Origin of the sequence: Bradyrhizobium sp. SRS-191 (assembly GCF_024586915.1) — a bacterium.
In the GTDB taxonomy this organism is placed as follows: Bacteria; Pseudomonadota; Alphaproteobacteria; order Rhizobiales; family Xanthobacteraceae; genus Bradyrhizobium.
This window is the reverse complement of sequence record NZ_JANBVS010000008.1, coordinates 98,204-124,950: the sequence shown is the minus strand read 5'-3', so window position 1 is coordinate 124,950 and position 26,747 is coordinate 98,204. Positions and strand designations below refer to the sequence as shown.

The 26,747-nt window shown below is 65.4% G+C and carries 25 protein-coding genes; 14 read left to right on the top strand and 11 right to left on the bottom strand.

Annotation, left to right across the window (positions count from 1 at the left end; all coding sequences use genetic code 11):
• Window positions 1-20 precede the first annotated feature (20 nt).
• Entirely contained in the window at window positions 21-464 is a 444-nt protein-coding gene (locus NLR35_RS16500; RefSeq protein WP_257167587.1) for a cyclic nucleotide-binding domain-containing protein, read from the top strand.
• A 138-nt stretch (window positions 465-602) separates the two neighbouring features.
• Here NLR35_RS16500 and NLR35_RS16495 read toward each other — a convergent pair whose 3' ends face one another.
• The 4 genes from NLR35_RS16495 to rsmI form a co-directional block, all read right to left on the bottom strand.
• Window positions 603-1,418: an exodeoxyribonuclease III gene (locus tag NLR35_RS16495; protein WP_257167586.1), complete on the bottom strand. Its 816-nt coding sequence runs from the start codon at window positions 1,416-1,418 to the stop codon at window positions 603-605.
• A gap of 112 nt (window positions 1,419-1,530) precedes the next feature.
• Window positions 1,531-2,472, bottom strand: coding sequence for a glutathione synthase (gene gshB / locus NLR35_RS16490; protein ID WP_257167585.1), 942 nt, complete (start codon window positions 2,470-2,472; stop codon window positions 1,531-1,533).
• 33 nt (window positions 2,473-2,505) lie between these two features.
• On the bottom strand, window positions 2,506-2,925 hold the full coding sequence (locus NLR35_RS16485) for a YraN family protein (protein ID WP_257167584.1): 420 nt from the start codon (window positions 2,923-2,925) through the stop codon (window positions 2,506-2,508).
• Entirely contained in the window at window positions 2,912-3,865 is a 954-nt protein-coding gene (rsmI, locus tag NLR35_RS16480) for a 16S rRNA (cytidine(1402)-2'-O)-methyltransferase (protein ID WP_257167583.1), read from the bottom strand. The genes NLR35_RS16485 and rsmI overlap by 14 nt, the downstream gene beginning before the upstream one ends.
• A 304-nt stretch (window positions 3,866-4,169) precedes the next feature.
• Here rsmI and NLR35_RS16475 point away from each other — a divergent pair, with 304 nt between their 5' ends.
• Window positions 4,170-5,378 carry a penicillin-binding protein activator gene (locus NLR35_RS16475; RefSeq protein WP_257167582.1) on the top strand — a complete coding sequence of 403 codons (1,209 nt, stop codon included), beginning with the start codon at window positions 4,170-4,172 and terminating at the stop codon, window positions 5,376-5,378.
• 289 nt (window positions 5,379-5,667) lie between these two features.
• Here NLR35_RS16475 and hemW read toward each other — a convergent pair whose 3' ends face one another.
• The 3 genes from hemW to rph are packed head-to-tail and all read right to left on the bottom strand — an operon-like array spanning window position 5,668 to window position 8,166.
• Entirely contained in the window at window positions 5,668-6,825 is a 1,158-nt protein-coding gene (hemW, locus tag NLR35_RS16470) for a radical SAM family heme chaperone HemW (RefSeq protein ID WP_257167581.1), read from the bottom strand.
• Window positions 6,812-7,456 carry an RdgB/HAM1 family non-canonical purine NTP pyrophosphatase gene (rdgB, locus tag NLR35_RS16465; RefSeq protein WP_257167580.1) on the bottom strand — a complete coding sequence of 215 codons (645 nt, stop codon included), beginning with the start codon at window positions 7,454-7,456 and terminating at the stop codon, window positions 6,812-6,814. The genes hemW and rdgB overlap by 14 nt, the downstream gene beginning before the upstream one ends.
• Window positions 7,453-8,166: a ribonuclease PH gene (rph, locus tag NLR35_RS16460; protein WP_257167579.1), complete on the bottom strand. Its 714-nt coding sequence runs from the start codon at window positions 8,164-8,166 to the stop codon at window positions 7,453-7,455. The genes rdgB and rph overlap by 4 nt, the downstream gene beginning before the upstream one ends.
• 161 nt (window positions 8,167-8,327) lie before the next feature.
• On the opposite strand from rph, the gene hrcA reads away from it, so the two are divergent.
• A complete protein-coding gene (hrcA, locus tag NLR35_RS16455; RefSeq protein ID WP_006612702.1) occupies window positions 8,328-9,416 on the top strand; it encodes a heat-inducible transcriptional repressor HrcA in 1,089 nt (362 codons plus the stop codon).
• Window positions 9,417-9,533: 117 nt separating this feature from the next.
• Window positions 9,534-10,154 carry a nucleotide exchange factor GrpE gene (gene grpE / locus NLR35_RS16450; RefSeq protein ID WP_257167578.1) on the top strand — a complete coding sequence of 207 codons (621 nt, stop codon included), beginning with the start codon at window positions 9,534-9,536 and terminating at the stop codon, window positions 10,152-10,154.
• 219 nt (window positions 10,155-10,373) lie between these two features.
• Here the strand turns inward: grpE and NLR35_RS16445 are convergent, their stop codons facing one another.
• Together NLR35_RS16445 and pncA are read right to left on the bottom strand one after the other, a co-directional pair.
• Window positions 10,374-11,666, bottom strand: a complete 1,293-nt coding sequence (locus NLR35_RS16445) for a hypothetical protein (RefSeq protein ID WP_257167577.1) — start codon at window positions 11,664-11,666, stop codon at window positions 10,374-10,376.
• Window positions 11,667-12,179: 513 nt separating this feature from the next.
• Entirely contained in the window at window positions 12,180-12,893 is a 714-nt protein-coding gene (gene pncA / locus NLR35_RS16440; protein ID WP_257167576.1) for a bifunctional nicotinamidase/pyrazinamidase, read from the bottom strand.
• A gap of 177 nt (window positions 12,894-13,070) precedes the next feature.
• Here pncA and NLR35_RS16435 point away from each other — a divergent pair, with 177 nt between their 5' ends.
• Window positions 13,071-14,597, top strand: a complete 1,527-nt coding sequence (locus tag NLR35_RS16435; protein ID WP_257167575.1) for a hypothetical protein — start codon at window positions 13,071-13,073, stop codon at window positions 14,595-14,597.
• An 18-nt stretch (window positions 14,598-14,615) separates the two neighbouring features.
• Here the strand turns inward: NLR35_RS16435 and NLR35_RS16430 are convergent, their stop codons facing one another.
• A complete protein-coding gene (locus NLR35_RS16430; RefSeq protein WP_257167574.1) occupies window positions 14,616-15,551 on the bottom strand; it encodes a hypothetical protein in 936 nt (311 codons plus the stop codon).
• A gap of 511 nt (window positions 15,552-16,062) precedes the next feature.
• On the opposite strand from NLR35_RS16430, the gene dnaK reads away from it, so the two are divergent.
• The 9 genes from dnaK to NLR35_RS16385 all read left to right on the top strand — a co-directional run bounded on the left by dnaK (window position 16,063) and on the right by NLR35_RS16385 (window position 25,307).
• On the top strand, window positions 16,063-17,958 hold the full coding sequence (gene dnaK, locus NLR35_RS16425; RefSeq protein ID WP_257167573.1) for a molecular chaperone DnaK: 1,896 nt from the start codon (window positions 16,063-16,065) through the stop codon (window positions 17,956-17,958).
• A gap of 143 nt (window positions 17,959-18,101) precedes the next feature.
• Window positions 18,102-19,232, top strand: coding sequence for a molecular chaperone DnaJ (gene dnaJ, locus NLR35_RS16420; RefSeq protein ID WP_257167572.1), 1,131 nt, complete (start codon window positions 18,102-18,104; stop codon window positions 19,230-19,232).
• A 231-nt stretch (window positions 19,233-19,463) separates the two neighbouring features.
• Window positions 19,464-20,066 (top strand): class I SAM-dependent methyltransferase, encoded by a 603-nt coding sequence (locus NLR35_RS16415; protein WP_257167571.1) that lies wholly within the window; start codon window positions 19,464-19,466, stop codon window positions 20,064-20,066.
• 45 nt (window positions 20,067-20,111) lie between these two features.
• Window positions 20,112-20,693, top strand: a complete 582-nt coding sequence (locus tag NLR35_RS16410; RefSeq protein ID WP_257167570.1) for an NADPH-dependent FMN reductase — start codon at window positions 20,112-20,114, stop codon at window positions 20,691-20,693.
• A gap of 158 nt (window positions 20,694-20,851) precedes the next feature.
• Window positions 20,852-21,631 (top strand): orotidine-5'-phosphate decarboxylase, encoded by a 780-nt coding sequence (gene pyrF / locus NLR35_RS16405; RefSeq protein ID WP_257167569.1) that lies wholly within the window; start codon window positions 20,852-20,854, stop codon window positions 21,629-21,631.
• Between the two features lie 3 nt (window positions 21,632-21,634).
• Window positions 21,635-21,937 (top strand): DUF1330 domain-containing protein, encoded by a 303-nt coding sequence (locus NLR35_RS16400; protein WP_257167568.1) that lies wholly within the window; start codon window positions 21,635-21,637, stop codon window positions 21,935-21,937.
• Window positions 21,938-22,017: 80 nt separating this feature from the next.
• Window positions 22,018-22,836: a 4-hydroxy-tetrahydrodipicolinate reductase gene (gene dapB, locus NLR35_RS16395; protein ID WP_257167567.1), complete on the top strand. Its 819-nt coding sequence runs from the start codon at window positions 22,018-22,020 to the stop codon at window positions 22,834-22,836.
• Window positions 22,837-22,859: 23 nt separating this feature from the next.
• Window positions 22,860-23,483 (top strand): 2,3-bisphosphoglycerate-dependent phosphoglycerate mutase, encoded by a 624-nt coding sequence (locus NLR35_RS16390; RefSeq protein ID WP_257167566.1) that lies wholly within the window; start codon window positions 22,860-22,862, stop codon window positions 23,481-23,483.
• A 1,281-nt stretch (window positions 23,484-24,764) separates the two neighbouring features.
• Window positions 24,765-25,307 (top strand): hypothetical protein, encoded by a 543-nt coding sequence (locus NLR35_RS16385; protein WP_257167565.1) that lies wholly within the window; start codon window positions 24,765-24,767, stop codon window positions 25,305-25,307.
• Window positions 25,308-25,806: 499 nt separating this feature from the next.
• On the opposite strand, the gene NLR35_RS16380 is transcribed toward NLR35_RS16385, so the two are convergent.
• On the bottom strand, window positions 25,807-26,706 hold the full coding sequence (locus tag NLR35_RS16380) for a bifunctional helix-turn-helix domain-containing protein/methylated-DNA--[protein]-cysteine S-methyltransferase (RefSeq protein WP_257167564.1): 900 nt from the start codon (window positions 26,704-26,706) through the stop codon (window positions 25,807-25,809).
• Window positions 26,707-26,747: the final 41 nt, after the last annotated feature.

Sequence of the window (26,747 nt, the reverse complement as noted above, 5' to 3'; positions counted from 1 at the left end):
TCGCCTTCCCCGGGCCCTTTATGTCGATCGAAGACGATATTGCGCTGTTGGAGCGCGTCCCGACCCTGCGTCTGTTGGGAAGCGACTCGCTGCGCATGATCGCGATCGGCTCCGAGCAGCGTAACATCCAGAACGGCGAGACCCTGTTTCGCGAGGGCGACACGGCCGATTGCGGCTATGTCGTCCAGCGCGGGAAGCTGCGCATCAGCGACGAGGTCGGTGCCGAGATCGTCGCCACGCCGACCATGCTGATCGGCGAATTGGCGTTGCTGGTCGAGATGCGGCGGCCCGCGACCGCGACCGCGCTGGAATATTCCACCGTGATCCGAATCTCGCGCAGCCTGTTTCAGCGCGTGCTGGAGAGCGACGCCATGGCCGCGCGCCGCCTGCGCGACGAGTTCGCCCACCGCGCCAACCGCATCGCCAACGACATCCTTACGGCAGGTGCCAAGCTGACGTCGTGACGGGATGGACGCGTGAGCGATTTGGTCATCGCATCACCCGTCATTCCGGGTTCAATCGACAAAGCGCCGTCGCTTTGTGACAGCTCCTTGTCGATTGCCCCGGAATGACGACGGGCTCAAAAGTGAGATTGCGCGATGCTACACGTCGAGCGTCACCGTGACCGGCACGTGGTCCGACGGTCGCTCCCAGCTGCGGGCGTCGCGCAGGATGCTGAAATCGGCCACCTTGTCCTTGAGCGCGCGGGACACCCAGATGTGGTCGAGCCGGCGGCCCCGATTGCCGACGGTCCAGTCGGCGGCACGGTAGCTCCACCAGGTGTAGACCTTCTCCGCCATCGGGATGCGCTCGCGCGCGACGTCGACCCATTCGCCATGGGTCTGCGCCGCCAGCAGCTTCTCGCATTCGATCGGCGTGTGCGAGACGACCTTCAACAGCTGCTTGTGCGACCAGACATCGTGCTCATGCGGGGCGACGTTGAGATCGCCGACCAGGATGTGGCGGTCATCGCCGCGCGGATGCAGGGGCTCGCACGCCTTCATCTCGTCGAGGAATTGCAGCTTGTGCTCGAACTTCGGATTGAGCGCGGGATCGGGAATGTCGCCGCCGGCCGGCACGTAGAAATTATGCAGCACCAGCGGCTGCGCGAGTTGCGCCTTCTCACCGAACGCCACCGTGATGTGGCGGGAATCCACCTTGTTGCAGAAGGTGCGGACGTCGGTCGTCTCGAACGGCCATTTCGAGATCACGGCGACGCCGTGATAGCCCTTCTGCCCGTTCAGCGCGATGTGCTCATAGCCGAGCCGCTTGAAGCGCTTCAGCGGGAATGCATCGTCGATGCACTTGGTCTCCTGCAGGCAAAGCACGTCCGGCCGCACCTGCTTGATGAATTTTGCGACGAGATCGATGCGCAGGCGCACCGAGTTGATGTTCCAGGTGGTCAGGACGAGACGCATGAGATCTGCGATAGCATGAATTGCGCCGGCGTCAGCGCCTGGAGCTGGGGCGCGGCGCAGCCGAATGACGGCGCCATCGGGGCTTTTCCCCAGCTAACTGGACTGCGCGTGATCAGCGCCGCTTTGCCTCGATCACATCCCACACCCGCGCGGCGATATCCGGGCCGCCGAGCCGCGCGATCGCGCGGATGCCGGTCGGCGAGGTCACGTTGATCTCGGTGAGGTTGCCGTCGATGACGTCGATGCCAACCAGCAGCAGGCCGCGGGCGCGCAACTCCGGGCCGAGCGTGTCGCAGATCTCGCGTTCGCGTGCGCTGAGATCGGTGGCCTGCGCGGCGCCGCCGCGCACCATGTTGGAGCGCAGATCATCGGCGGCCGGCACGCGGTTGACGGCGCCGGCGAACTCGCCATCGACCAGGATGATGCGCTTGTCGCCATGCTTCACCTCGGGAAGGAAGCGCTGGATCACCCAGGGCTCCTTGAACGTGACCGAGAACATGTCGAACAGCGAGCCGAAATTCATGTCCTGCGGCATCACCCGGAACACCGCCGCGCCGCCATGGCCATGCAGCGGCTTCATCACGACGGCGCCGTGCTGATCGCGGAAGGCGTTGATCTCGTCCAGGTCGCGCGAAATCAGGGTCGGCGGCATCAGCTGCGGGAAGTTCATCACGAACAGCTTTTCCGGCGCATTGCGTACGCTGGCGGGATCGTTGACCACCAGCGTCTTCGGATGGATCCGCTCGAGGAAATGCGTCGAGGTGATGTAGGCGAGATCGAACGGCGGATCCTGACGCAGCAGCACGACGTCGAACGAGGTGAGTGGGGTCGGCTTGGGCTCGCCGAGCGTGAAGTGATCGCCGACCTGGTCGCGCACCGTCAGCGCCTGCACCGGCGCGACCACCTCCTCGCCGCGCAGCGACAGCTTGTCGGGCGTGTAGTAGCACAGCCCGTGCCCGCGCCGCTGCGCCTCCAGCAGCATCGCAAACGTCGAGTCGCCGCGGATGTTGATGCGCGCGATCGGGTCCATCTGGACGGCGACATTCAGTGTCATGGGCAGGTCCCTGCTCTCTGCAATCAGTTCATGTCAGGTGCTGGCGTCGAAGGCTGCGATCAGATGGCGCGGCAGGCTGCGCGGCGCAACCAGAATCGCATCGAAGCGCAGCTCCAATTCGGCATGGTCGGGATGCGCCATCAGCCACGCCTGTGCCGCATCGATGATGCGCTGCTGCTGGCGCGGCGTCACGGCATAGGCGGCCTCGTCGAGCGAGGCGCGGGCCTTCACCTCGACGAAGGCGACGAGGCCGCGCTTGCGCGCGATGATGTCGATCTCGCCATGAGGGGTGCGGAAGCGTTTGGCCAGGATGCGGTAGCCCTTGGCGATCAGCAAGGCAGCGGCACGCGCTTCTGCCGACAACCCGGTACGGAAGGCTGCGACGTGCTCGGGCGCGGCGGTCTTCGTCGTCTTGACCGGCTTGTCGGGCTTGGCACGCTCAGTCCGCGCCATCGGCGTCTCCCGCGCGCACGTCCTTGGCAAGCGCGAGCGCACGCGCATAGACCTCGCGCCGCGGCCGGCGCGACAGCTCGACCGCATGCATCACGGCATCCTTCACGCTCGACCGTTGCAGCAGATCCGCGAGCAGCGCGTCGACGGCGCCGTCGCTCATGACCTCGGCATCGCGCGGCGGCGGTCCGATCACCAGCACGAACTCGCCGCGCGTCTCCAGTCCGTCGGCTTGGGCCGCGAGTTCGCCGGTCGTGCCGCGCAGCACCTCCTCGTGCAGCTTGGTGAGCTCGCGGCAGATCGCGGCCTGCCGTCCCGCCATTGTGTGGGCGAGATCGGCCAGCGTCTCCTGCACGCGGCTGCCCGCCTCGAACAGAACCAGTGTGGACTCCACGCGCGCCAGCTCAGCCAGCCGCGTGCGCCGCGCCTGCTGCTTGGCCGGCAGAAAGCCTTCGAAGAAGAACCGGTCGGTCGGCAGTGCCGCGACGCTCAGTGCGGCGAGCACCGCGGAAGGTCCCGGCAGCGCGGTGACCGCATGCCCGGCCTCGCAGGCGGCGCGCACCAGCTTGTAGCCGGGGTCGGAGATCAGAGGCGTGCCCGCGTCCGACACCAGCGCAATGGCGGCGCCCTCGGCGAGGCGTTGCAGGATCTTCGGTCTGACCGCCTCGGCGTTGTGCTCGTGATAGGCGGCCAACTCGGCGCCGAGGCCGTAGCGCTCGGTCAGCCGGCGCGTGATTCGCGTGTCCTCGCAGAAGATCGCGTCAGCGCCGGCCAGCGTCTCCAGCGCGCGCAGTGTGATGTCGCCGAGATTGCCGATCGGGGTCGCCACGAGATGCAGGCCGGGCTGCGCCCGTGGCGCCACGATGCAATGTCCCGCCACCAGGTACGAGGTGGAAGATTTGCCATCGTCCGGCGAGATGTTCGGGATTGCCTTGGCGCCCATCGGGATAATTTAAAGGGCCGGACCGGGGAATGCCACCGCGGAACGGTGGTCTAATGAATGTGAAGATCCGACCAGCATGCCCGGTCGCGCCGTTCATCGGAGCTTCAAGTTCGAAAATGCACTTCAAAAGGCATTGATCCCAACAGGGGATAGGCCGTGCAAAACGTCGATTTGATCTTCGGTGTGGTTCTGACAGCCTTTTGTTTTGCTTAACTATTCGTCGACAATATGAGTGAATCAGCACGGCCTGGGGGGCGTGCGCTTGGGGAACTTCTGGCCGCTTGCGGCCGAACGAAGAGATGCCATGGTGGGCCCGCGTCATCCCAGTTCTCACGGTCCGGGACCCCATGGGGTTGCCCGGCGAACGGCGCTTGGCCTGATCCTCGGCGCGCCGCTGCTGTCGGCATGTTCCAATGTGCAGCAGGGCTTCAATCCGTTCGAGGCGCCGAGCGGTCCGTCAGGTCCGCCGCAGCAGCCGGCGGTCGCGGGGAACGGCCAGGTCAAGGTCGGACTGATTCTGCCTCTGTCGGCCTCCGGCAATGCCGGCGTCGCCGCGCAATCGATGAAGAACGCGGCCGAGATGGCGCTCGCCGAGTTTCAGAATCCCAACATCCAGCTGCTGATCAAGGACGACGCCGGTAGTCCGCAGGGCGCGCAGCAAGGCGCGCAACAGGCCTGCGACGAAGGCGCGGAGATCCTGCTCGGGCCGCTGTTTGCCGGCTCGGTGCCGCCGACCGCCCAGGTCGCGCGCACGCGCAATATCTCGGTGATCGCGTTCTCGACCGATTCGAGCGTGGCAGGCCGCGGCGTGTATCTGCTGAGCTTCCTGCCGGAGTCCGATGCCACGCGCATCGTCGACTACTCGGCCGGCGTCGGCAAACGCTCCTTTGCGGCGCTGCTGCCCGACAACGCCTATGGCACCGTGGTCGAAGGCGCGTTCAAGACTGCGGTCAGCCGGCGCGGCGGGCGCATCGTGGCGTTCGAGAAATATGCCGGCGACCGCACTATGGCGGTGCGCGCGGTGGCGCAGGCGCTGAGCGGCGCCGATGCGCTGCTGCTGGCCGATGACGGCGAATCCGTCGTCGCGACCGCGGATGCGTTGACGGCGGCCGGCGCGAATTTGCGTGCCGTCCAGCTGCTCGGCACCGGCCTGTGGGACAATCCGCGCGTCTACAACAGCGCCAGCCTGCAGGGCGGTCTCTACGCCGCGCCGGACCCGTCGGGCTTCCGCGCCTTCGCCGGCCGTTATCGCACGCGCTTCGGCGCCGATCCCGTGCGCACGGCAACCCTGGCCTATGACGCAGTGGCGCTGGTCGCAGCGCTCGCACGCACGCAAGGCGCACAGCGTTTTGCGCCAGATGTGCTCACCAACGCCTCCGGCTTCGCCGGCATCGACGGCCTGTTCCGCTTCCGCAGCGATGGCACCAATGAGCGCGGGCTGGCCGTGATGCGCGTCGGCTCGGGCGGCGGCCAGGCCGTGGCCGGTGCGCCGAAAAGTTTCAGCGCGACTTAGATCGGTCAACTTGGCTGTTCGGTGCGATCGAGCAGTCGTCGCGTGAGAACGCGACTGTTAGCACAACGAACTGCTGCTCGTGCCCCCACAAGCCTTTCTCTCCTCACCCTGAGAAGCCCGCCTCGGGAGGGCGTCTCGAAGGGCGAGGCCCCCGCTCGGGCCTCATGGTTCGAGACGCGCGGCGAGCTTGCAGCTTACGCGATCGTCAGCGGCGGGGCGCCGCGCTCCTCACCATGAGGGTTGGCATCGAAATCTGAGCTGCATCACGCGCAGCGTCCTCATGCAAAGCTCAGGCTGCGAGATCGGCGACGACGGCGTCGAGCACGGGGAAGCCGTCCTGCGTCACGCGCAATCGCCCGTCCGGCTCGACGGCGATGGCGCCCTCCTCGCGCAGCAGCGCGATGCGGCGCGGATCGAGCTGGCGGCCGGAGATCGCGGCATAGCGCCGGGGATCGATGCCCTCGCGCAGGCGCAGCCCCATCAGCAGGAATTCGTCGGCGCGCTCCTCGCTGTTGAGCAGATCGTCGGTCATCACGCCGTGGCCATTGGTCTCGACCCGCATCAGCCAGGCCTCCGGCCGCTTGTCGGTTGCGGTGGCGTGTCTGATACCGTCGATGTCGAGCCTGCCATGGGCGCCGGGACCGATGCCGGCATATTCCTGACCACGCCAGTAGATCAGATTGTGCCGGCACTCCGCGCCCGGGCGCGCGTGATTGGAGATCTCATAGGCCGGCAATCCGTGACGGGCGCAGAGCTCCTGGGTGACGTCGTAGAGCGTGCGAGCGAGGCCCTCGTCCGGCGTCTTCAGCTTGCCGGCCGCGTGCAGCCCGAAGAACGGCGTGCCCTCTTCGATCGTCAGCTGATACAGCGACAGATGCTCCGCCGCCTCGCCGATCGCGCGCGACAGCTCCTCGGTCCACATGGCCGGCGTCTGGTCGGGCCGTGCATAGATCAGGTCGAACGAATAGCGGTCGAATGCGCCGCGCGCGATCGCCACCGCCTTCATCGCTTCCTCGGCCGTGTGCAGCCGTCCGAGCATCTTCAGCGACGCATCGTCCATCGCCTGGACGCCGAGCGAAACGCGGTTGACGCCGGCTGCGCGATAGCCGGCAAAGCGGGTGGCTTCCACGCTGGTCGGATTGGCTTCCAGCGACACCTCGACATCATCTGCGACGTGCCAGTGCTTGCCGATGGCGTCGAGAATGGCGCCGACAGTCCGCGGCTGCATCAGCGACGGCGTGCCGCCGCCGAGAAAGATCGAGCTGACGGTGCGCGGTCCCGTACGCGCGGCGGTGCTGGCGATCTCCTGCGCGAACGCGCGAGCAAAGCGGTCCTGGTCGATGGCAGCGTGGCGGACGTGGCTGTTGAAGTCGCAATACGGACATTTCGACAGGCAGAACGGCCAGTGCACATAGACGCCGAACGCTTTGCTGTCAGCGCTGCTCAAGGCAGATCTCCGCGAGCTTCACGAAGGCACGGGCCCGGTGCGAGAGGCCGAGGCCGAGCGGCGGCAGCCCGTGCTTCTCGATGCTGGTCATCTCGCCGAAGGTGCGGTCATGGCCATCGGGCAGGAACATCGGATCATAGCCGAAGCCGGCCGTGCCGCGCGGGGGCCATACCAGAGTGCCGTCGACGCGCGCCTCGACCTCTTCAAGGTGACCGTCCGGCCAGGCCACGCACAGCGCCGAGACGAAATGCGCGGTGCGCTTGTCGGCCGTGGCGGCGCCGCGCTCCTGCAGCAGCCGCTCGATCTGGGCCATCGCAGCCCCGAAATCCTTAGCCGGGCCGGCCCAGCGGGCCGAATAGATCCCCGGCGCGCCATCCAGCCCGTGAACCACGATGCCGGAATCGTCGGCGAAGGCCGGCAGCTGCGCGGCTTCCGCGGCGGCCACCGCCTTGATGCGTGCATTGGCGATGAAGGTGTCGCCGGTCTCCTCGGGCTCGCCGAGCCCGAGCTCGCCGGCCGAGACCGCCTCGATGCCGTGGGGCGCCAGCAGCTCGCGCATCTCGGCGAGCTTGCCGGGATTGTGGGTCGCGATGACGATGCGACCGGAGAGCTTGCGATGCGGCGTGCTCACGCGATCGCCATCTTCTGCAGGTCGACGAGCCGGGTGACGCCCTTGCGCGCCAGCGCCATCAGCGCCAGGAACTCGGCCTCCGTGAACGGGGTCTTCTCGGCCGTGCCCTGCACCTCGATGATGCGGCCGTCGCCGGTCATGACGAAATTGGCGTCGGTCTCGGCCTCGGAATCCTCGGCATAGTCGAGATCGAGCACCGGCGTGCCGTTGTAGATGCCGCAGGAGATCGCGGCGACGTTGGCGCGCAGCACCTCGGTCTTGATCATGTTGCGCGTCTTCATCCACTTGATGCAGTCGGCCAGCGCCACCCAGGCACCGGTGATCGAGGCGGTACGGGTGCCGCCATCGGCCTGCAGCACGTCGCAGTCGACCGTGATCTGGCGCTCGCCGAGCGCCTCGAGGTCGATCGCGGTGCGCAGCGAGCGGCCGATCAGGCGCTGGATCTCGACCGTGCGGCCGGTCTGCTTGCCGGACGACGCCTCGCGGCGGGTGCGTTCCAGCGTAGCGCGCGGCAGCATGCCGTATTCGGCGGTGACCCAGCCGCGCCCCTGGCCCTTGAGCCAGGGCGGCAGCCGGTCTTCCAAGGTGGCGGTGACCAGCACATGGGTGTCGCCGAACTTCACCAGGCAGGAACCCTCGGCGTATTTGACGACGCCGCGTTCCAGGCTCACGGGGCGCAATTCATCCGGTGCACGGCGGCTGGGCCGCATGATTCTCTCCGTGGAAAGGCAAAAGACGGGGTTAAACGGCCTTGTAGGTGCCGGGACCCGCAGCGGCAAGGGCTATCACGCCGGAACACGCCCACAAGTCCGGCTTGCCACCGAGCCGCCGTATGGCCAAATTATATGCAGATGGGTGAGGAGGATATCTGGTGGCCCACCACGATCCGATCAACCTGATGACACCGCCGGCGGGGCTCGCGCAGCTCAACGAGCGCTCGCGCGAGATCTTCCGGCAGATCGTCGAGAGCTATCTCGCGACCGGCGAGCCCGTCGGCTCGCGCAACATCTCGCGGCTGATCGCGGTTCCCCTGTCGCCGGCCTCCGTGCGCAACGTGATGGCCGATCTGGAGCAGCTCGGCCTGATCTATGCGCCGCACACCTCGGCCGGCCGGCTGCCGACTGAGGCCGGTTTGCGCTTCTTCGTCGATGCCCTGATGCAGGTCGGCGACATGACCGAGGCGGAGCGGCAGTCGATCCAAAGCCAGCTCGCCGCCGTCGGCCGCGCGCAATCGGTCGAGGCCGCGCTGGACGAGGCGCTGACGCGGCTGTCCGGCCTGACCCGTGCGGCCGCGGTGGTTCTCACCGCCAAATCCAACACAAGGCTGAAGCACATCGAGTTCGTGCGGCTGGAGCCGGAGCGCGCGCTGGTCGTGCTGGTGGGCGAAGACGGACAGGTCGAGAACAGGGTGCTGGCCCTGCCGCCCGGAGTGCCGCCGTCGGCGCTGACCGAGGCCTCCAATTTCCTCAATTCGCGGATTCGCGGACGCACTTTGGCGGAAGCGCGGCTGGAGCTCGAGACCGCGCTCGCAGCTGATCGTGCCGAGCTCGATCAGCTGACGCAGAAGGTGATCGCTGCCGGGGTGGCGAGCTGGTCCGGCGGTGACAGCGACGATCGCCAGCTGATCGTGCGCGGTCATGCCAATCTGCTGGAAGACCTGCATGCGCTGGAGGATCTCGAACGCGTCCGGCGGCTGTTCGACGATCTCGAGACCAAGCGCGGCGTGGTCGATCTGCTCGGCCGTGCCGAAAGCGCCGAGGGCGTCCGTATCTTCATCGGCTCGGAGAACAAGCTGTTCTCGCTGTCGGGTTCGTCGACGATCGTGTCGCCTTATTCCGATGCTACGGGGCGCATCGTCGGTGTGCTCGGCGTCATCGGTCCGACCCGGTTGAACTATGCCCGGGTCATTCCGACGGTCGATTATGCCGCGCGCCTGCTCAGCCGCCTGATGGGCGGCTGATCTCGGACATGGTTAACCCGCCCGCGCCACCGTCAGGCTGCGCTTGATTTTCAGCGCCCAAAGCACGATATCCCGCCCGACATCCCCAGAACCGCCGAACTTGCGAGAAGTCTGTCCATGACCGATCCCGACCTGCATCAGAACGATCCGGAAAACCCTGCGCAGGCCAGCGAACCCGTCGTCTCCAAACCCTACATCATGCCCGACGATCCCGAGACCGGCTCAGCTGAAGCCTTGGCGAAGGAAGCGGCCGACGCGCGCGACAAGATGCTTCGCACGCTCGCGGAGATGGAGAACCTGCGCAAGCGGACCGCCCGCGAAGTCGCGGATGCGCGGATGTACGGCATCACCGGCTTCGCCCGCGACGTGCTCGACATCGCCGACAATCTGCAGCGCGCGCTCGATGCGGTGCCGGCGGAAACGCGCGACAACGCCGATCCCGGCCTGAAGTCGCTGATCGAGGGCGTCGAGCTCACCGAGCGCTCGCTGCTCAACACGCTGGAGAAGAACGGCGTCAAGAAGTTCGATCCGACGGGGCAGAAGTTCGACCCGAACTTCCAGCAGGCGATGTACGAGGTGCCTGATGCGTCGGTGCCGTCGGGCACGGTGGTGCAGGTCGTCCAGGCCGGCTTCATGATCGGTGAACGCATCTTGCGCCCGGCGCTGGTCGGCGTCTCCAAGGGCGGCGCCAAGACGGCGCCGGGGGCCAGCAACGACCAGTCGAACAGCGCGGCCTGAGGCGGGCGCGCCAGTTGCGCGGCCTCCTTACAGGGGAAACACAGGAAGCCACCGGCGGTGAGTCGGTGGCTTTTTTTGTCTGTCCCGACGTTGATTGGAGCCAGTCGCGTTGGACGCTTCGGCCCAGTGCCGTGCACCCGGCGCGGACGAGCGGAGAGGTGGCCGACCACTGGCCCCGCTTCGCGCGTCTCGAAGGGCGTTAATCGCGCCGAGGCGGTGCTAGCCGCGCTTCAGGATCTCAACCCCCTCGACGGTCTTCACCAGCGTATAGGGTTCGAGGAGGGCCTTGAGCTCAGGATCGGAACGCGCCCAGTCGCCCCAATTGCTGTTCTGGTTGTCGATCAGGACGATGTCCGGCGGCTGCTTTCGGAAATCAGCAATGATCCCGGCGCGTTCGCGCTCCACATAGGATTGGAGCCGTTGCGCGGCTTGGGCATCAAGGGTCCCGTCCTGCAGGGATCGGCGAACGATCTCGCGGACCCAGAACGCTTCCTGGCGCGAGATCCAGGTGCCCTGTAAGGTTCGAACCATCGGGTGTCCGATGACAGCCGCGGCGCTGAGCACCAGCAGGCTCGGGCGCGGGCCGAGCCGCGCGACCTGGCGCTCGATCTGCCCGACGTCGACGCTGCCATTGAACCACAAGCAGGTCTGCACGAAGAGTACGACAGCGGCGGTGGCCACGGCGACGCGCGGCCAGCGCCGCGGGTCGTGGCCAAGATCGCTTGCCGAAACGGCGAAGCCCGCCGCAAGCAGCGCCAGCGCCACCATCGGATAGGCGTGGTAGCCCCAGCCCTTCCGCTGCGCGACGAATGACACCAGGAATCCGAGCGATGCGGCGAGCGTCACGAACGATGCCGCGTCCCGCCGCGGCTGCTTGCGCTGGAGAAGAAGGACGACCGCGGTCGCTGCCAGCCAGAGGCCGATCGGCAGTGTAACGAGAATGGCCGGCACGGGCGCCTTCAGCAGCAGGTAGACGTCCCGGACCAGCGGATAGATGACGGTGAAATACTCGGGAAAGAACAGGTAGATGCTGACGGCGTTGAGCAGCACGAGCGCAGCCGCGATCCAGTTCTCGAGCGCGAACAGCACCCGCCAATCGCGCGCTTGGGCTGCGGAAGCGAGAATGCAGAAGCCGACGCTGAAGGCGAAATACGGCTTGAAGCTCATCGTGAGTCCGGCGCTGAGCCCGGCGATGAGCAACGCAGCCGGGCCCACCGATTCACGCCGGGCGCGCAAGATGTAAACCGCGATCGCCGGCAGCACGGTGATCAGGGCGAGGTGTTCCCGCTGGCCGAAATCGTACATCGGCGCGATGAGGAGCAAGGCCGTCGTCCATGCCGCCAGCCTGCCGTCCGCGAGGCGTTCGCGCAGCGGCGATGTCCGCAGCACCAGCCACACCAGCGTCAGGGATGTCGCGGTCAGCGCAAAGATCAGGATGTTGGTCGCCAGTTCGGGCCTGAGATGGATGGCCCGCGCGAATGCGACGGCCAGAAAATAGACCGATCCGGCCATCGGCGGATTCGTCTCGAGAATGTCGACATAGAGCCGCTGCCCATCGATCATGCGCTCGCTGACGAGCAGCCACCAGCTGACATCGACATTGAGGGGCAGAACATACCGTAGCCACGCGGCTGCAGCGACGATGACGCAAATCAGCAGTCCCTGGAACTTGGCTGGTTGGATTTCGCGCGCGCGCTGCGGAAGACCCCAAAAGGTGTCAGTCACCATACCTCATTCCCATTCCAGGAAGGCGGGAGACTAGGGTGTGCCGGTTAACAACGCATTTCGGTCACCGCGGCAGATCACAGGCCGGCACGCGCCGGTCGTCGCGTGCGTGTGTCCGCGTTAGGGCGAGATCATCTCGGCGCGCGAGCCCGCGCCCCACGGACGGCGGGCTCCAGTCCGCAGGCGCCCATCGGGAGGCGCAATCTCATCGCCAGGCGCCTTGATGCCGGCCGCAATCTACGTGGAATTGAACCCCCGTCCGTGCGAGTTACAGGCGTAGCCGTCCGTGCTCGGCGCAGCTTACGCCGCGATGTCCTCGGAGGTGATCCGCTTGACGCCGGCCGCGGCCATGTCGGTCCATGCCTTGGCGAGCGAGCCCTGGGTGTCGATGCCGCGGCACGCGTCCTCGATCACATAGGTCTGGAAGCCCGCCTTGCGTGCATCGAGTGCGGTCCAGGCGACGCAGAAATCGGTCGCCAGTCCCGCAACGAAGACCTTGTTGATGCCGCGGGCGTTCAGATAGGCCGCAAGCCCGGTGCTGGTCTTGCCATCGGCTTCGGTGAAGGCCGAGTAGCTGTCGACGTCGTTGTGGAAGCCCTTGCGTAGAATCAGCTCCGCCTGCGGGATCGCGAGGTCCTTGGCGAGCGCGGCACCGTCGCTGCCCTGCACGCAATGATCCGGCCACAGCACCTGCTTGCCATAGGCAAGGTCGATCAGCTCGAACGGCTTCTTGCCGGGATGGCTGGAGGCGAACGAGACATGAGCCGGCGTGTGCCAGTCCTGGGTCAGCACGACATTGGTGAAAGCCTTGGCGATCCTGTTGATGACCGGCACGACCTGCTCGCCGTCCTTCACGGCCAGGCTGCCGCCGGGCAGGAAGCAGTTCTGCACGTCGATCACGAGCAGCGCCGCTGCATCATCGGGCTTGATCATGGCCGCCGCCCTGGCTCGGTCGGCCAACGCCGCTGCAAAGGCCGAGCTGCCGAGCAGCCGCAGGATGTGCCGTCGGTTCATGTCATTCCCCCCGAGTGTGACGGCCGCTTTCGACCGTCTCCATGGTCCTGACCGCGGCCGGCTCGTTCATGCCGGCCCCAAGCTCGATCACCGTAGACCAGAGATTGTCGTGGATGAAAGAAGCAATCCATTAAAGGTGCCCAAGTATGGTCCGTAAATCTACGGTGGGGTGGGACCATGACCATGAATGTCGACGCCGATGGCGGCTTGGTGCTGCCTGCGCTGCAGGCCGCGGACCGGCGAACGCGCCTGCCCGTTCTGACGCTCTTTCTCGTCCTGGTAGCAGCCGGCCTGCTGATGCGGCAGTTGGTGGCCGCCAATACCGACGTGAGCTGGCTCCTGATCGCGGCCGAGCGCTGGTTGGATGGCCAGAGGCTGTATTCCGAGATCCTGGAGACTAACCCGCCGATGGCGGTTCTGGTCTATGTCCCGGCAATCATATTCGCGCGCGCGACCGGCGTCCCCGCCGAGGTCATGCTCGATGCTCTGCTGTTCCTGGCCATCGCGCTGTCGCTTGCCCTCAGCTGCGTCATCCTGCGCGAATCCGCGGCGCTGGCGCCGCGCCAGAAATGGCCGCTGGCGTTGGTCACGCTCGCCGTTCTCGCCGTGTTGCCCTGTCAGTGTTTCGGCCAGCGCGAGCATATCGCGGTGATCGAACTCGTGCCGATGCTCGCGGTGCTGGCGCGGCGTATCAACCGCGAGACGGTACCGCTCTGGGCAGCCACCGCCGCCGGCGTCGGCCTTGGACTAGCGCTTTGTTTCAAGCCGCATTTTGCGTTGGCTATGCTGTGCGTGCTCGGCGTCGTGGCTGTGCATCTGCGATCGGCGCGGATACTGCTTGCGCCTGAAAATCTCGTCGGGGCGACGCTGGTCGCTCTCTACAGCCTCTGCACGGCACTGTTTTTTCCGGAATTTTTCACCGACATGTGGCCGCTGCTGCGGGACGTCTATTCGATCGGGATGTCGTTGCCGGTGTTGCTGGCAAAGCCGGCGGTCCTGCTGTATGCGCTCACTCTGGTCGCCACACTGCTGCTGAGGCGTAGCAGCCGCATGACGCCGACCTTGCTTCTGCTGCTGAGCGCGTCGGCCGCGTTCTTTCTCGCTTATCTGCTGCAGCGCAAGGGCTGGCCGTACCACTCGTATCCGGCGCTGGCTTTTGCCGCATTGGGATTTGCCTTCGCCGTCACGACAGTCCCGGCCGTCGACGAGCAGGGGCCTGAGCGATCGGGTCTTGCGACCGCGGCGGTTGCAGCCGCGCTGCTCGTCCCGGCGCTGGTCTGGTTCAATCACGCTTTGGACGCGCGGTTTCTGCAGCCGGCAATCGCCCGTCTCGGCATCGCCCATCCGAGCATCATGGTGGTGTCCGGCGATCCCGGCATTCCGCACCCGCTGACGCGCGCAGTCGGTGGCGTGTGGACCTCGCGCGAGCAGTGCCTGTTGGCGTCGAGCTATGAAGAGTTTGCCCGCGACAGTGGCGCGGACGCGCAGGTTCTGGCGCGGCTTGATCCTTATACGCGGCGCGAGCGCCGCTGGCTGGCCGACGACATCAGGCGCGCCCGACCGTCGATTGTTCTGGTCGACAACCTGACCGGCAATTGGAGCCAGTGGCTGCACGCCAGTCCCGAGCTGGATCGCCTGATGCAGGGCTATCGTCTCGCCGAGACGGTGCAGGACATCGAGATCTATGTCCGGTCGCCAGACTGAGGCGGCGCCCCGGGCCTGTCACCCCTTGGGCTGGATGCCGTCGCGGACGGCGCGGAAGCGCGGGAAGGCCGCGGACCACTGATCACGCGGCGCGCTGCCGATGATTCGCAGCGTGCTCGGCCCGCCGAAGCGCAGCCACTGCACCACCGTGACAGGCGTATTGTCCTTGCCGCTCGTGGCCTCGACACGGGTCTCATAGGCGGGCATCCCGTCGATCCGGATCGGCTCGGACATCGTGATACGGGCCTCGCGGACACCGGGGATGGTGGTGGCGGCCTGCTGGGCCACGCGCCCACGGTCGCCCGCTTCGGGGGCGACTCCGGCGATCAGCCCGATCACCACGAACGGCGCCGCCTCGAAGCCCTTCTCCTCGTCGCCGTCGGCGAGAATCAGCGCGCCCGGCCCCAGCATGCGCGTGGTCTTGAAGCCGGAGAAATCGGTGACCTTGAACGGCATCAACGCCAACTGCTCGTCGACCGGCACCTCCTTGCGGACCACGGCGGAGGCGAACATCTGCCGCACGGCGTCGTCGGTGTAGATCTTGCTCGCCGCTTCCGGGACCTGGACGGCCACATAGCCGGAGAAACCCGTACCGGGCAGGATCATCGAATAGCGTCGCACCGGCATCGTGCCGTCCCGGCCGTTCTCGACCGTGTAGTAGGCCGTCCCGGCTGATGTCTCGATGCTCTCCGGCTTGACGCTGCCGGTCCCCCCGGGATTGGCGGTAAACGCGTTCTTCACCTCGCCATAGGCACCCGCCGGCAGTTCGGTCAGCAGCACCTTGACGCTCTGGTCCTCGGTTTCAAACCCGGTGAAGGTCTTGGCCTTGGTGAGCCCCACCAGCGGCGCGAGTCCGATGCGGACGCCCGGCGGAAAGATGGCATCCGCGGCCAGCGCCGGTCGCAGCAGGGAGATCGACACGAGCGCAGCGGCGAGAAGTCGGGAGAACATCATGAAGAAACAGCCTCGTTCACTGACCAGTTCGACAACCCGGTTTGACGGCCGTCATCGTCCCCGCGGTGGCCGTCCACGGACGAGACGCCTTTTACCGGGTTTGTCGCGCCCGCAACAGGTCGATGGGTGCGACCAGAGGTTCCGCCTGCGGAGTCCGACTCGGTCACCATTATGGTTTCGCTAAGCATGATCCGCTGTCCCCGCGGCGTCCGAATGAGGGCGACTTTACGGCTCGATCGGGGGGCGCTGCTGGGCCGCCCGGGTTCGGAGCCCATGTCCTGCCCGCATCACGGGCAGCGATCCGCACCTGCTTTGCGGGCTTTCACGGAGCGGCGAAAAAACAGCAGTTTTTTCCGCGCGCCCAAGCCTCCTCCGGTCCTTGCGGGTGCCTCCCCCCCTCCTATATGACGCTCATCGTCGCAATATCGCGAGCATTTGATCTGAGGGGGTTTTGGATGGGGGCGCCGTCAGGGCCCCACCCAACCTGCCGCAAAAAGAAGGATATGAGACCATGGGAAAGGTCATCGGGATCGATCTCGGCACCACGAATTCGTGCGTGGCCGTCATGGACGGCAAATCGTCGAAAGTCATCGAGAACGCCGAGGGCATGCGCACCACGCCGTCGATCGTCGCCTTCAGTGACGATGGCGAGCGTCTGGTCGGCCAGCCGGCCAAGCGCCAGGCCGTCACGAACCCCGAGCGCACCTTCTTCGCAGTGAAGCGCCTGATCGGCCGCCGCTACGACGACCCGATGGTCGAGAAGGACAAGAAGCTCGTCCCCTACAAGATCGTCAAGGCCGGCAACGGCGACGCCTGGGTCGAGGCCGACGGCAAGACCTATTCGCCCTCGCAGGTCTCCGCCTTCATCCTGCAGAAGATGAAGGAGACCGCGGAAGCCCATCTCGGCCAGAAGGTCGACCAGGCCGTCATCACCGTCCCCGCTTACTTCAACGACGCCCAGCGCCAGGCCACCAAGGACGCCGGCAAGATCGCAGGCCTCGAGGTGCTGCGCATCATCAACGAGCCGACCGCGGCGGCGCTCGCCTATGGCCTCGACAAGACCAAGGCCGGCACGATCGCCGTGTACGACCTCGGCGGCGGCACCTTCGACGTCTCGATCCTGGAGATCGGCGACGGCGTGTTCGAGGTGAAGTCGACCAATGGCGACACCTTCCTCGGCGGTGAAGACTTCGACATGCGTCTGGTCAGCTACCTCGCCGACGAATTCCAGAAGGAGCAGGGCATCAACCTGCGCAACGACAAGCTCGCTCTGCAGCGCCTCAAGGAAGCTGCCGAGAAGGCCAAGATCGAGCTGTCGTCGACCACCCAGACCGAGATCAACCTGCCCTTCATCACCGCGGACCAGTCCGGTCCGAAGCATCTGACGATGAAGCTGACTCGCGCCAAGTTCGAGGCGCTGGTGGCCGATCTCGTCGAGAAGACCATCGAGCCGTGCCGCAAGGCGCTGAAGGATGCCGGCCTGACCGCCGGCGAGATCGGCGAAGTGGTGCTGGTCGGCGGCATGACCCGCATGCCGAAGATCCAGGAGATGGTGAAGCAGTTCTTCGGCAAGGAGCCGCACAAGGGCGTCAACCCCGACGAGGTGGTGGCGATCGGTGCGGCCATTCAGGCCGGCGTGCTGCAGGGCGACGTCAAGGACGTGCTGCTGCTCGACGTGACCCCGCTGTCCCTCGGCATCGAGACCTTGGGCGGCGTGTTCACCCGCATCATCGACCGCAATACCACGATCCCGACCAAGAAGAGCCAGGTGTTCTCGACCGCCGAGGACAATCAGAACGCGGTCACCATCCGGGTCTTCCAGGGTGAGCGCGAGATGGCGGCCGACAACAAGATGCTCGGTCAGTTCGACCTGATGGGCATTCCGCCGGCGCCGCGCGGCATGCCGCAGATCGAGGTGACGTTCGACATCGACGCCAACGGCATCGTGAACGTTTCGGCCAAGGACAAGGCCACGGCCAAGGAGCAGCAGATCCGCATCCAGGCCTCCGGTGGTCTGTCGGAAGCCGACATCGACAAGATGGTCAAGGACGCCGAGGCCAACGCCGCGGCCGACAAGAAGCGCCGTGAGGCGGTCGACGCCAAGAACCATGCCGACGCGCTGGTGCATTCCACCGAGAAGGCGCTGGCCGAGCATGGCTCGAAGGTCGCCGACACCGAGCGTCGCGCCATCGAGGACGCCGTCAGCGACCTGAAGGAAGCGCTGAAGGGCGACGATGCCGAGGCCATCAAGACCAAGACCAACACCTTGGCCCAGGCGTCGATGAAGCTCGGCGAGGCGATGTACAAGCAGCAGGCCGAGAGCGACGCCGCTCGCGACGCTGCCAAGGATGATGTCGTCGACGCGGAGTTCACCGAGGTCGACGACGACAAGAAGAAATCTGCTTAAGCGACGGTAGAGGCTGTTAGCCATGACCCCCATGCCAAAGAGCGCGGTCTGCGTCTCGTTGGGTGGGGGTCATTTTCATTGAACCGGCGCGCGGGATGCGCGCGAGCCGTTCAGGTCTGACGATGTTCGGGCGGGTTTGATTGATGTCCACCAAGCGCTGCTATTACGAGACCCTGGAAGTCGAGCGCGACGCCGACGAGGGCAAGCTGAAGACGGCGTTCCGTAAGCTCGCCATGAAATGGCACCCGGACAAGAATCCGGGCGACGCCTCCAGCGAAGTGAAGTTCAAGGAAATCAACGAGGCCTATGAGGTGCTGCGCGACGCCGACAAGCGCGCCGCCTATGACCGCTATGGCCATGCCGCGTTCGAGCAGGGCGCCGGCGGCGGTCCCCACGGCTTCGGCGCCGGCTTCGCCTCATCCTTCTCCGACATCTTCGAGGATCTGTTCGGCATGGCCGGGCAGCGCCGCGGCGGTACCGGCCGCGAGCGCGGCGCCGACCTGCGCTACAACATGGAGATCACGCTCGAGGAGGCCTTCCTCGGCAAGACCGCGCAGATCGAGATCCCGGTCTCGGTGACCTGCGAGTCCTGCTCCGGCACCGGCGCCAAGGCCGGCACCAAGCCGAAGACCTGCTCGATGTGCGGCGGCGCCGGCCGGGTCCGCCAGGCGCAGGGTTTCTTCACCCTGGAGCGGACCTGTCCCGGCTGTCACGGCCGCGGCCAGATGATCGAGGATCCCTGCCCATCGTGCTCCGGCTCGGGCCGGGTCACGCGCGACCGCACGCTGTCGGTCAACATCCCCCAGGGCGTCGAGGACGGCACCCGCATCCGTCTCGCCGGCGAGGGCGAGGCCGGCCTGCGCGGCGGCCCGCCGGGCGATCTCTACATCTTCCTGTCGCTGACAGCGCACGAGTTCTTCCAGCGCGACGGAGCCGACCTGCATTGCCGCGTGCCGATCTCGATGGTGACGGCGGCGCTCGGCGGCGAGTTCGAGGTGCCGACGATCGACAAGGGCAAGACCAAGGTGAAGATCCCCGCCGGCGCGCAATCCGGCCGCCGCTTCCGGATCGCGTCCAAGGGCATGCCGGTGCTGCGCTCGCGCCAGACCGGCGACATGTACGTCCAGATCGTGGTCGAGACGCCGCAGAACCTCACCAAGAAGCAGCAGGAGCTGCTGGCCGAATTCGAGAAGCTGTCGTCCGGAGCCACCCAGCCTGAGGCCGCCGGCTTCTTCACCAAGGTCAAGGACTTCTTCGGCAAGGCCGCAAGTTGAGCCGAATGTTCGTCTCGCCCGGCTCCCCGGCCGGGCGCTGCCTTGCCTGTGCGGATGCCGCGAATTTGCTGCTCTGCACATGCAAAAAATTATCAAATTCAACGATATGACCCCGGACCCGGCAGCCTTAATCGTGAGTTACGGTTCGGCTTGACCGCCCCGCCTGCGACCTATACGTCTTTGTGACTCTTTTCTGACATCGCCGTGAAAACGGTCCCGTCTGGTACCGAGATGCCCCTGCAAACGTCCGTGCGTGCGTCGAAAAAGCCTCTTCGTCTGGACGACGAGGTGCGCTTCCTCCGCTCATGGATCGAGAAGCCGCTGCATATGGGCGCGGTCATGCCGTCGGGCCGCCTGCTCGCCCGCACCATGGCGCAATATGTCGATCCTCATGGCACCGGCCCGGTGATCGAGCTCGGGCCGGGCACCGGCGCCATCACCAACGCGCTGGTCGAGCATGGTGTCGATCAGAAGCGGCTCGTCCTCGTCGAATACAATCCGAGCTTCTGCGCGCTGCTGCGCGACCGCTATCCCCACGCCAAGGTCGTCCAGGGCGATGCCTACCGGCTCCGTGACACGTTGTGGAACGTTCTGAACGCGCCGGCCTCCGCCGTCGTCTCCGGCCTGCCGCTGGTCACCAAGCCGATGCTGACACGGATGAAGCTGGTGCGCGATGCGTTCGCCGCGATGTCGCCGAACGCGCCGTTCGTGCAGTTCACCTATTCCGTCGTGCCGCCGATTCCGAAATCGCTGCCCGGCGTCAAGACCGAGGCCTCCGAGCGGATCTGGATGAACCTTCCGCCGGCGCGCGTCTGGGTGTATCGCAAGCCCTGACCGGCAGCCGCGGCTCGTCGCGGCGGGTCGTTTCCCGGCCGTACGATGTCCGCCCTCAAGATTCTGATCATCCCCGGCTCGACCCGGGCCGGCTCGCACAACGTCCGGCTCGCCGCCTCGGCTGCCCATCAGTTCGCCCAGGCCGGCGCCGATGTCACCCGGATCTCGCTCGCTGACTTCCCGCTGCCGCTCTACGAGGCCGATGTCGAGGCCGCCGCGGGCGTGCCGCGCGAGGCGCTCAATCTGAAGCGCATGCTGTCAGCGCATCACGGCGTGCTGCTGGTCACGCCCGAATACAACGCCTCGGTGCCGCCGCTGCTCAGCAACGCCATCGCCTGGCTGTCGCGCGTCGACGAGCCGCCGGAGGGCCGCGGCGCGGTGTTCCGCAACAGGCCGTTCGCGATCGCCGCCGCCTCCGAAAACCGCTTCGGCGGCGTCCGCGTGCTCGCAGCGCTGCGGCTGATGCTGACCGCGTGCAATGCCGGTGTAATCCCGAGTCAGCTCGCGCTCGGCTTCGCCGACAAGGCTTACAACGACATGGATCGGCTCAGGCTGCCGGCCGACGTCAACGCGCTCGACGCGCTGGTGCGGCAGCTGATCGACACAGCCCACAGTAATGGTGGTTAGGACAGCTTATAGATGACCCCCGCTACCCATGCCCCCATATCTTGGGGTATGCACAAAAATAGCTTGACCTCATGGAAAATCTGGATTCAAAGAAACCGACTCAAGAGCAAGTAGCCGTGATTTGCTCTTGTTCCCCCAAAATTCCAGCGGAGTGCGCAATGAACGCTCATCCGGATTCCGCAGCGTTCGCAAAGGCGGCCGTGCAAGGTATTCCGCTCCAAGACCGAGTTATTCTCGCTCTAGACGTCCCTACCGTTCAGGAAGCCGAACTCATTGTGAGTGAAGTCGGCTCTCATGTGTCGTTCTTCAAGATTGGACTGCAATTGCAGTATCACGAAGGTCGAGGCATCGACTTCGCAAGGAGACTGGCGGATCGAGGAAAGAAGGTCTTTCTCGATTCGAAGTTGTTCGACATCGGGAATACCGTAGAACGTACGGTTGAGAATATCGCTCAAATGGGAGTCGATTTCTTAACTGTCCATGGTGATCGCAAGGTGATCCAGTCGGCAGCGAAGGTTCAGCGTGAAAAGCTTAAGATCTTGGCTGTGACTGTACTGACGAGCTTAGACCAATCGGATCTGGAGGACATGGGTCTTCAGATCCCCATGGAAGATTTTGTTAGCTTGAGAGCAAAGATCGCAATCGAGTCAGGGGCCGATGGCGTCATAGCATCCGGTCTCGAAGCCTCTGTGATCAGAAAGCTATCACGCGATCTGTCCGCGCCGTCGTTTACGCTTGTCACGCCGGGGATTCGCCCCTCTGGTACTCCGTGGAACGATCAGCGTCGTGTTGCTACTCCTGAGGAAGCTATAACGAACGGCGCAGATTACTTGGTTGTAGGTCGGCCAGTTTTGAATGCGCCTTCCAAGATTAAGATGCTTGAATCCATATTTCGAGAGGTTGAGGCAGGTCTTTCCCGCCGAGCAGTGGGCCTTTAGCCGATGCCTAAAGGTTATTGGATCGCCCGCATCGACGTGCACAACATGGACGGCTACAAGGAATACGTAGCGCAGAACGGTGCCGTATTCCACCAGTACGGCGCCAGATTCCTGGTGCGCGGCGGCCAGTACGAAACACGCGAAGGCACCTCGCGCTCGCGCAACGTCGTGATCGAGTTCAAGGACTACGCCACCGCGCTCGCGTGCTACAATTCCGCCGAATATCAGCGCCTGGTCGCGATGCGTTCGCCGCATTCGGAAGGCGATTTGGTTATCATCGAGGGCTATGACGGCCCGCAGCCCTGAGCGGGGCTCGCCTCCCGGCGGCCTCGGTTGCCCCCGCTCTTAGCTCCGGCTATAGCCCTTGAAGGGGCGGAGGAGCTGACATGTCGAAGATGCGCTTGATCGTTGCCGGAGCCGGCGGCCGCATGGGCCGCGCGCTGGTGCGCGCGATCGCCGACAGCTACGGCGCTGACCTCGCGGGCGCGCTCGAAGCCCCGGGCTCGGAGCTGATCGGCAAGGATTCCGGCCTGCTCGCCGGGCTGCCCGCCAACAACATCAAGCTCTCGGCCGATCTCTGGGCGATGTCGGCCGACGCCGACGGCATTCTCGATTTCACCGTCCCGGCCGCGACCATCGCCAATGTCGCCATCGCCGCTGAGCGCGGCATCGTCCACGTCGTCGGCACCACCGGCCTGTCGGCGTCCGACGACGCCGTCATCAAGAGCGTCACCAAGCGCGCCATCGTCGTGCAGTCCGGCAATATGAGCCTCGGCGTCAACCTGCTGTCGGCGCTGGTCAAGCAGGTGGCGAAGTCGCTCGACGCCGGCTTCGACATCGAGATCCTTGAGATGCACCACAAGCACAAGGTCGACGCCCCCTCGGGCACCGCCTTGATGCTGGGACGTGCGGCGGCCGACGGCCGCGGCATCTCGCTGGAGGATCACTCCGCGCGCGGCCGCGACGGCATCACCGGCGCGCGCCGCTCAGGCGACATCGGCTTCGCCTCGCTGCGCGGCGGCACCGCGGCCGGCGATCACAGCGTCATCTTCGCCGGACCCTCGGAGCGGCTGGTGCTGTCGCACCAGGCCGAGGACCGCATGATCTTCGCCCATGGCGCGCTGAAGGCGGCGCTGTGGGCCCATGGCAAGCCGCCGGGCTACTACACGATGGACGACGTGCTCGGCCTCAAGGACCTGTTCTAATCAACCAAGTGGATCAGTAAGCAATGAGCGAACGTCTCCTGGTGCTGGTGCGCCACGGCCAGAGCGAGTGGAACCTGAAGAACCTGTTCACCGGCTGGAAGGATCCCGACCTGACCGAGCAGGGCGTCAGCGAAGCCAAGGACGCCGGCCGCAAGCTGAAGGCGCACGGCCTGACCTTCGACGTCGCCTTCACCTCCGAGCTGACGCGCGCCCAGCACACGCTGAAGCTGATCCTCGATGAGCTCGGCCAGCCCGGCCTGCCGACGTCCAAGAACCTCGCGCTCAACGAGCGCGACTATGGCGACCTCTCCGGCCTCAACAAGGACGACGCCCGCGCCAAATGGGGCGAGGACCAGGTCCACGTCTGGCGCCGCTCCTACGACGTCCCCCCGCCCGGCGGCGAAAGCCTCAAGGACACGCTGGCCCGCGCGCTGCCCTACTACGTGCAAGAGATTTTGCCCGCCGTCCTCAACGGCCAACGCACCCTAGTCGCCGCCCACGGCAACTCGCTCCGCGCCCTGATCATGGTGCTGGAGAAGCTGACCCCCGAAGGCATCCTGAAGCGCGAACTCGCCACCGGCGTGCCGATCATCTACCGCCTGAAGGCGGATTCGACCGTGGAGTCGAAGCTCGATCTGGCGGGCTAGCCATCGTCACGCGCGACCTGCCTCGGCAGGTCACGACGCACCTTGTGAGTTGAAGCCCACCATCGCCCGCAGCGCCGGTGCGCCCCCTCGCCCCGTTTCTTACGGGGAGAGGGCTGGGGTGAGGGGCAGCCCCACGGGAAGTGCCTCTTGAGCGACATCACAAAAAGCCATCGCGCTTAGGAGTTGACTCGTAATGCCCGGGCTTGTCCCGTTCGCGCTGCCACGGCCATCAACGCGCAGCAACGGCACGGGCCTCGCCCTTCGAGACGCCCACCTGCGGTGGGCTCCTCAGGGTGAGGGGTGAAAGCTGCCCCGGAGATCGACTCTTCCCCTGAGCACGCAGTTCATGGTCCGCGTGCAACTCCAAGTTCGCGCTCAACCCTCATGGTGAGGAGCGTCGCCCTTGCGACGCGTCTCGAACCATGAGGCCCCCGACGCTGCGCACGGGATCGGCGAGTGCCGACCATTCTCCCCGATTCACATCTCAAACAGCCTTGGACACAGCTCCGCGATCTCGCGGCGATCCGGCCCGAGTCCTGCATCGACAATGTCCCTCCAACACGTGAGAGGGCGCAGGGAATGCCGGATGCTGGCCGCACCCATGGCCCGCCTGCAGAAAAAAAGCAGGCGGCAGTCACCACAGGTTCAGCCGAAACAACCGGCATTCCCCGCGCGACGGTTTTCACGCTTATACGCAGTCTCCCTGGTGCGCCGGGCTTGTTGGCCACCATCCCCACGTGAAGCCAAGGCCTCGCCGTGAGTTGATACCAGCGTCGGGGTATCAGGACCCTGCGACTTCACGTCCGCAGCCCCACCGTTCGTCGGCGCGCCCGAAGACACGCTGCGGCAGACCGCGGCCATCGCTCCCCGCCTCGCGTGTCGTGACGATCGCGCGCAACGTCCCTCTCGTTGAGGCGGGATGAGGGATAAAATCATGAATTCCGAAAAAACGCAATACATTTTAATTTTTCGGAATCTGAGTGGTCTTGAGAGATTGTGGGCTTGCCCGACCCCGTTGTCGCCCTGGCTTAGGGACAATACAGGCTTCGACAGTGTTGGAAGACAGAGAGAGCTCAATACGAGGCAAGCTACATTGCCTGAAGTTTGTGAACGAAGGTAGCGCGACCAGAAGGAGGCGCCGGATTGGGACAATACCACTGACCGTATTTGCCCGTTATCGACCCTTATATCCCCATTTTTCCCATTTTGTCCCAGATTCGCCCTTGCAGCCTTCGGCGACCTTTGGTAGATGAGCTGTGCGCTATTGCGCTGGAGGCACCAATGGGCAACCAGTTGGCTATCGATGCACTTGAGAAGAAGCTGTCCGACCTGGAACGCAAGGCGAACAGCCTGATCGAGGTCATCAATGATCTAAGGGCGGAAGACGGCTTGCCGCCACGTCCTCCGTTCGGCGGCCGCGGCGGCCGCGCTACCAGCAGCGCTACCGGCTCTCAGATTAAGCCCGACACGTTTTACGGTAAGAAGCTGCAGACAGCAGTGCGCGAGTATCTGGAGATGCGAAAGCTGCAAGATCAGGGTCCCGCTACCCCACGCGAAATCTACGACGCGATTACACAGGGCGGATTCAAATTCGAGGCCAAAGACGCAAATACTGCCCTTGTTGGTCTACGAGCACTCTTGCGAAAGCGTACTGCTTTCTTTCACCGGCTGCCAAACAATAGCTATGGCCTAACGGTCTGGTATCCAGATCTGAAGAAGCCCAAGGCGACGGCTGCTGGGATCGCCGAGGAGGAGGAGGAAGAAGAGGAAGAGGAGGAGGAAATGGAAACGGCGACTGCCGACAAGACAGCCGCCGCTTCCTAAGAAAATGGGGATGGCATGGTGCGGGCGGTCGGTTGTCCACCTGGCGTACCCGAGGGATCGTGACCCTCCATCTCCACCGTTCCACCGTCAGAGGGCCAATCTTGGCGGAGCAACCCTCTGGCACTGAGATAACCAAACCCCGGCCGCGCCGGGTCAGGAGTACCCCATGTGGCAAGCCCACAGAAGAAACTCAGGGGCTTAACGCCCTACTCGTATCAAAAACCGCGAATCACGTCTAGCGCGGCGCTCCGGCGCCGCGTTGCTTTTGATCTCCGACGAAGGTCGCTCCCTCTAGAGCAGTTTATATGCGGCTAAGACGGTTCACCCGAGGCTTCAAAAGGGGCGAGCTCGCGAGATGCCTGGATCCACTCGGTGATTGCCAGTTAGTCCTACATAACATTTGATGAGCCAATTGAGCAAAATTCGTTGATGCCTAGGCTCGATGGCTGGGGCGCTGGCAACGGTAGATAAGTCAATTTGAGGCTGGCTCTTACCTGTCTTACGCGATCCCCACCTGCCCGGCTTCCCACCCGATCATCGCCTGCTTGCGCGTCAGTCCCCAATGATAGCCCGTCAGCGCCCCCGTCTTCCCCAGCGCGCGATGACACGGCACTACGAACGAGATCGGGTTCTTGCCCACGGCCGCGCCGACCGCGCGCGACGCCTTCGGTGACTCCAGTCTTGTCGCGATATCCGAGTAGCAGACGGCGCGGCCCATCGGGATCTTGAGCAGGGCTTCCCAGACGCGGACCTCGAAGTCGGTGCCGATCAGGACCACGCGCAGCGGCTGCTCGGGGCGCCAGTGGTTCTTGTCGAAGATGCGCTGCGCCAGCGCTGCGGTGCCGGGGACGTCCTCCACGTAAGCGGCGCGGGGCCAGCGGCTCTTCATGTCGGCGAGCGCGGACGCCTCTTCGCCGGGGTCGGCGAAGGCGAGGCCGGCGAGGCCGCGCGGGGTGGCCATGACCAGCGCCAGGCCGAACGGGCAGGGGTGGAAGCCGTAGCGGAGCGTGGTGCCGGCGCCGCCGGTCTTCCATTCGCCGGGCGACATCGCCTCGTGGGTGACGAACAGATCGTGCAGGCGGCCGGGGCCCGAGAGACCGGAGTCGAGCGCGGCGTCGAGCACGCTGGCCGAGCCCTTCAACAGGCCCTTGGCGTGGTCGAGCGTCAGCGCCTGCATGAACGCCTTCGGCGTCAGCCCGGCCCAGCGCCGGAACAGATGGTGCAGCTCGTCCGGGGTGAGGCTGGCGGCGTCGGCCATGTCCTCGATGGTCGGCTGCCGGCGCCAGTGCTCGGAGATGAACGCGATCGCGCGGCGCACGGCGTCGTAGTCGCGCAGGGCTGCGGATTGTTGCGGGCCCGGCTTGGCCAGGGCGGAATCGTGAATGGCGAGGGTCATCATGAGTCCGGATGTAGGGCGGCCGGGGAGGGCACTCCACCCGA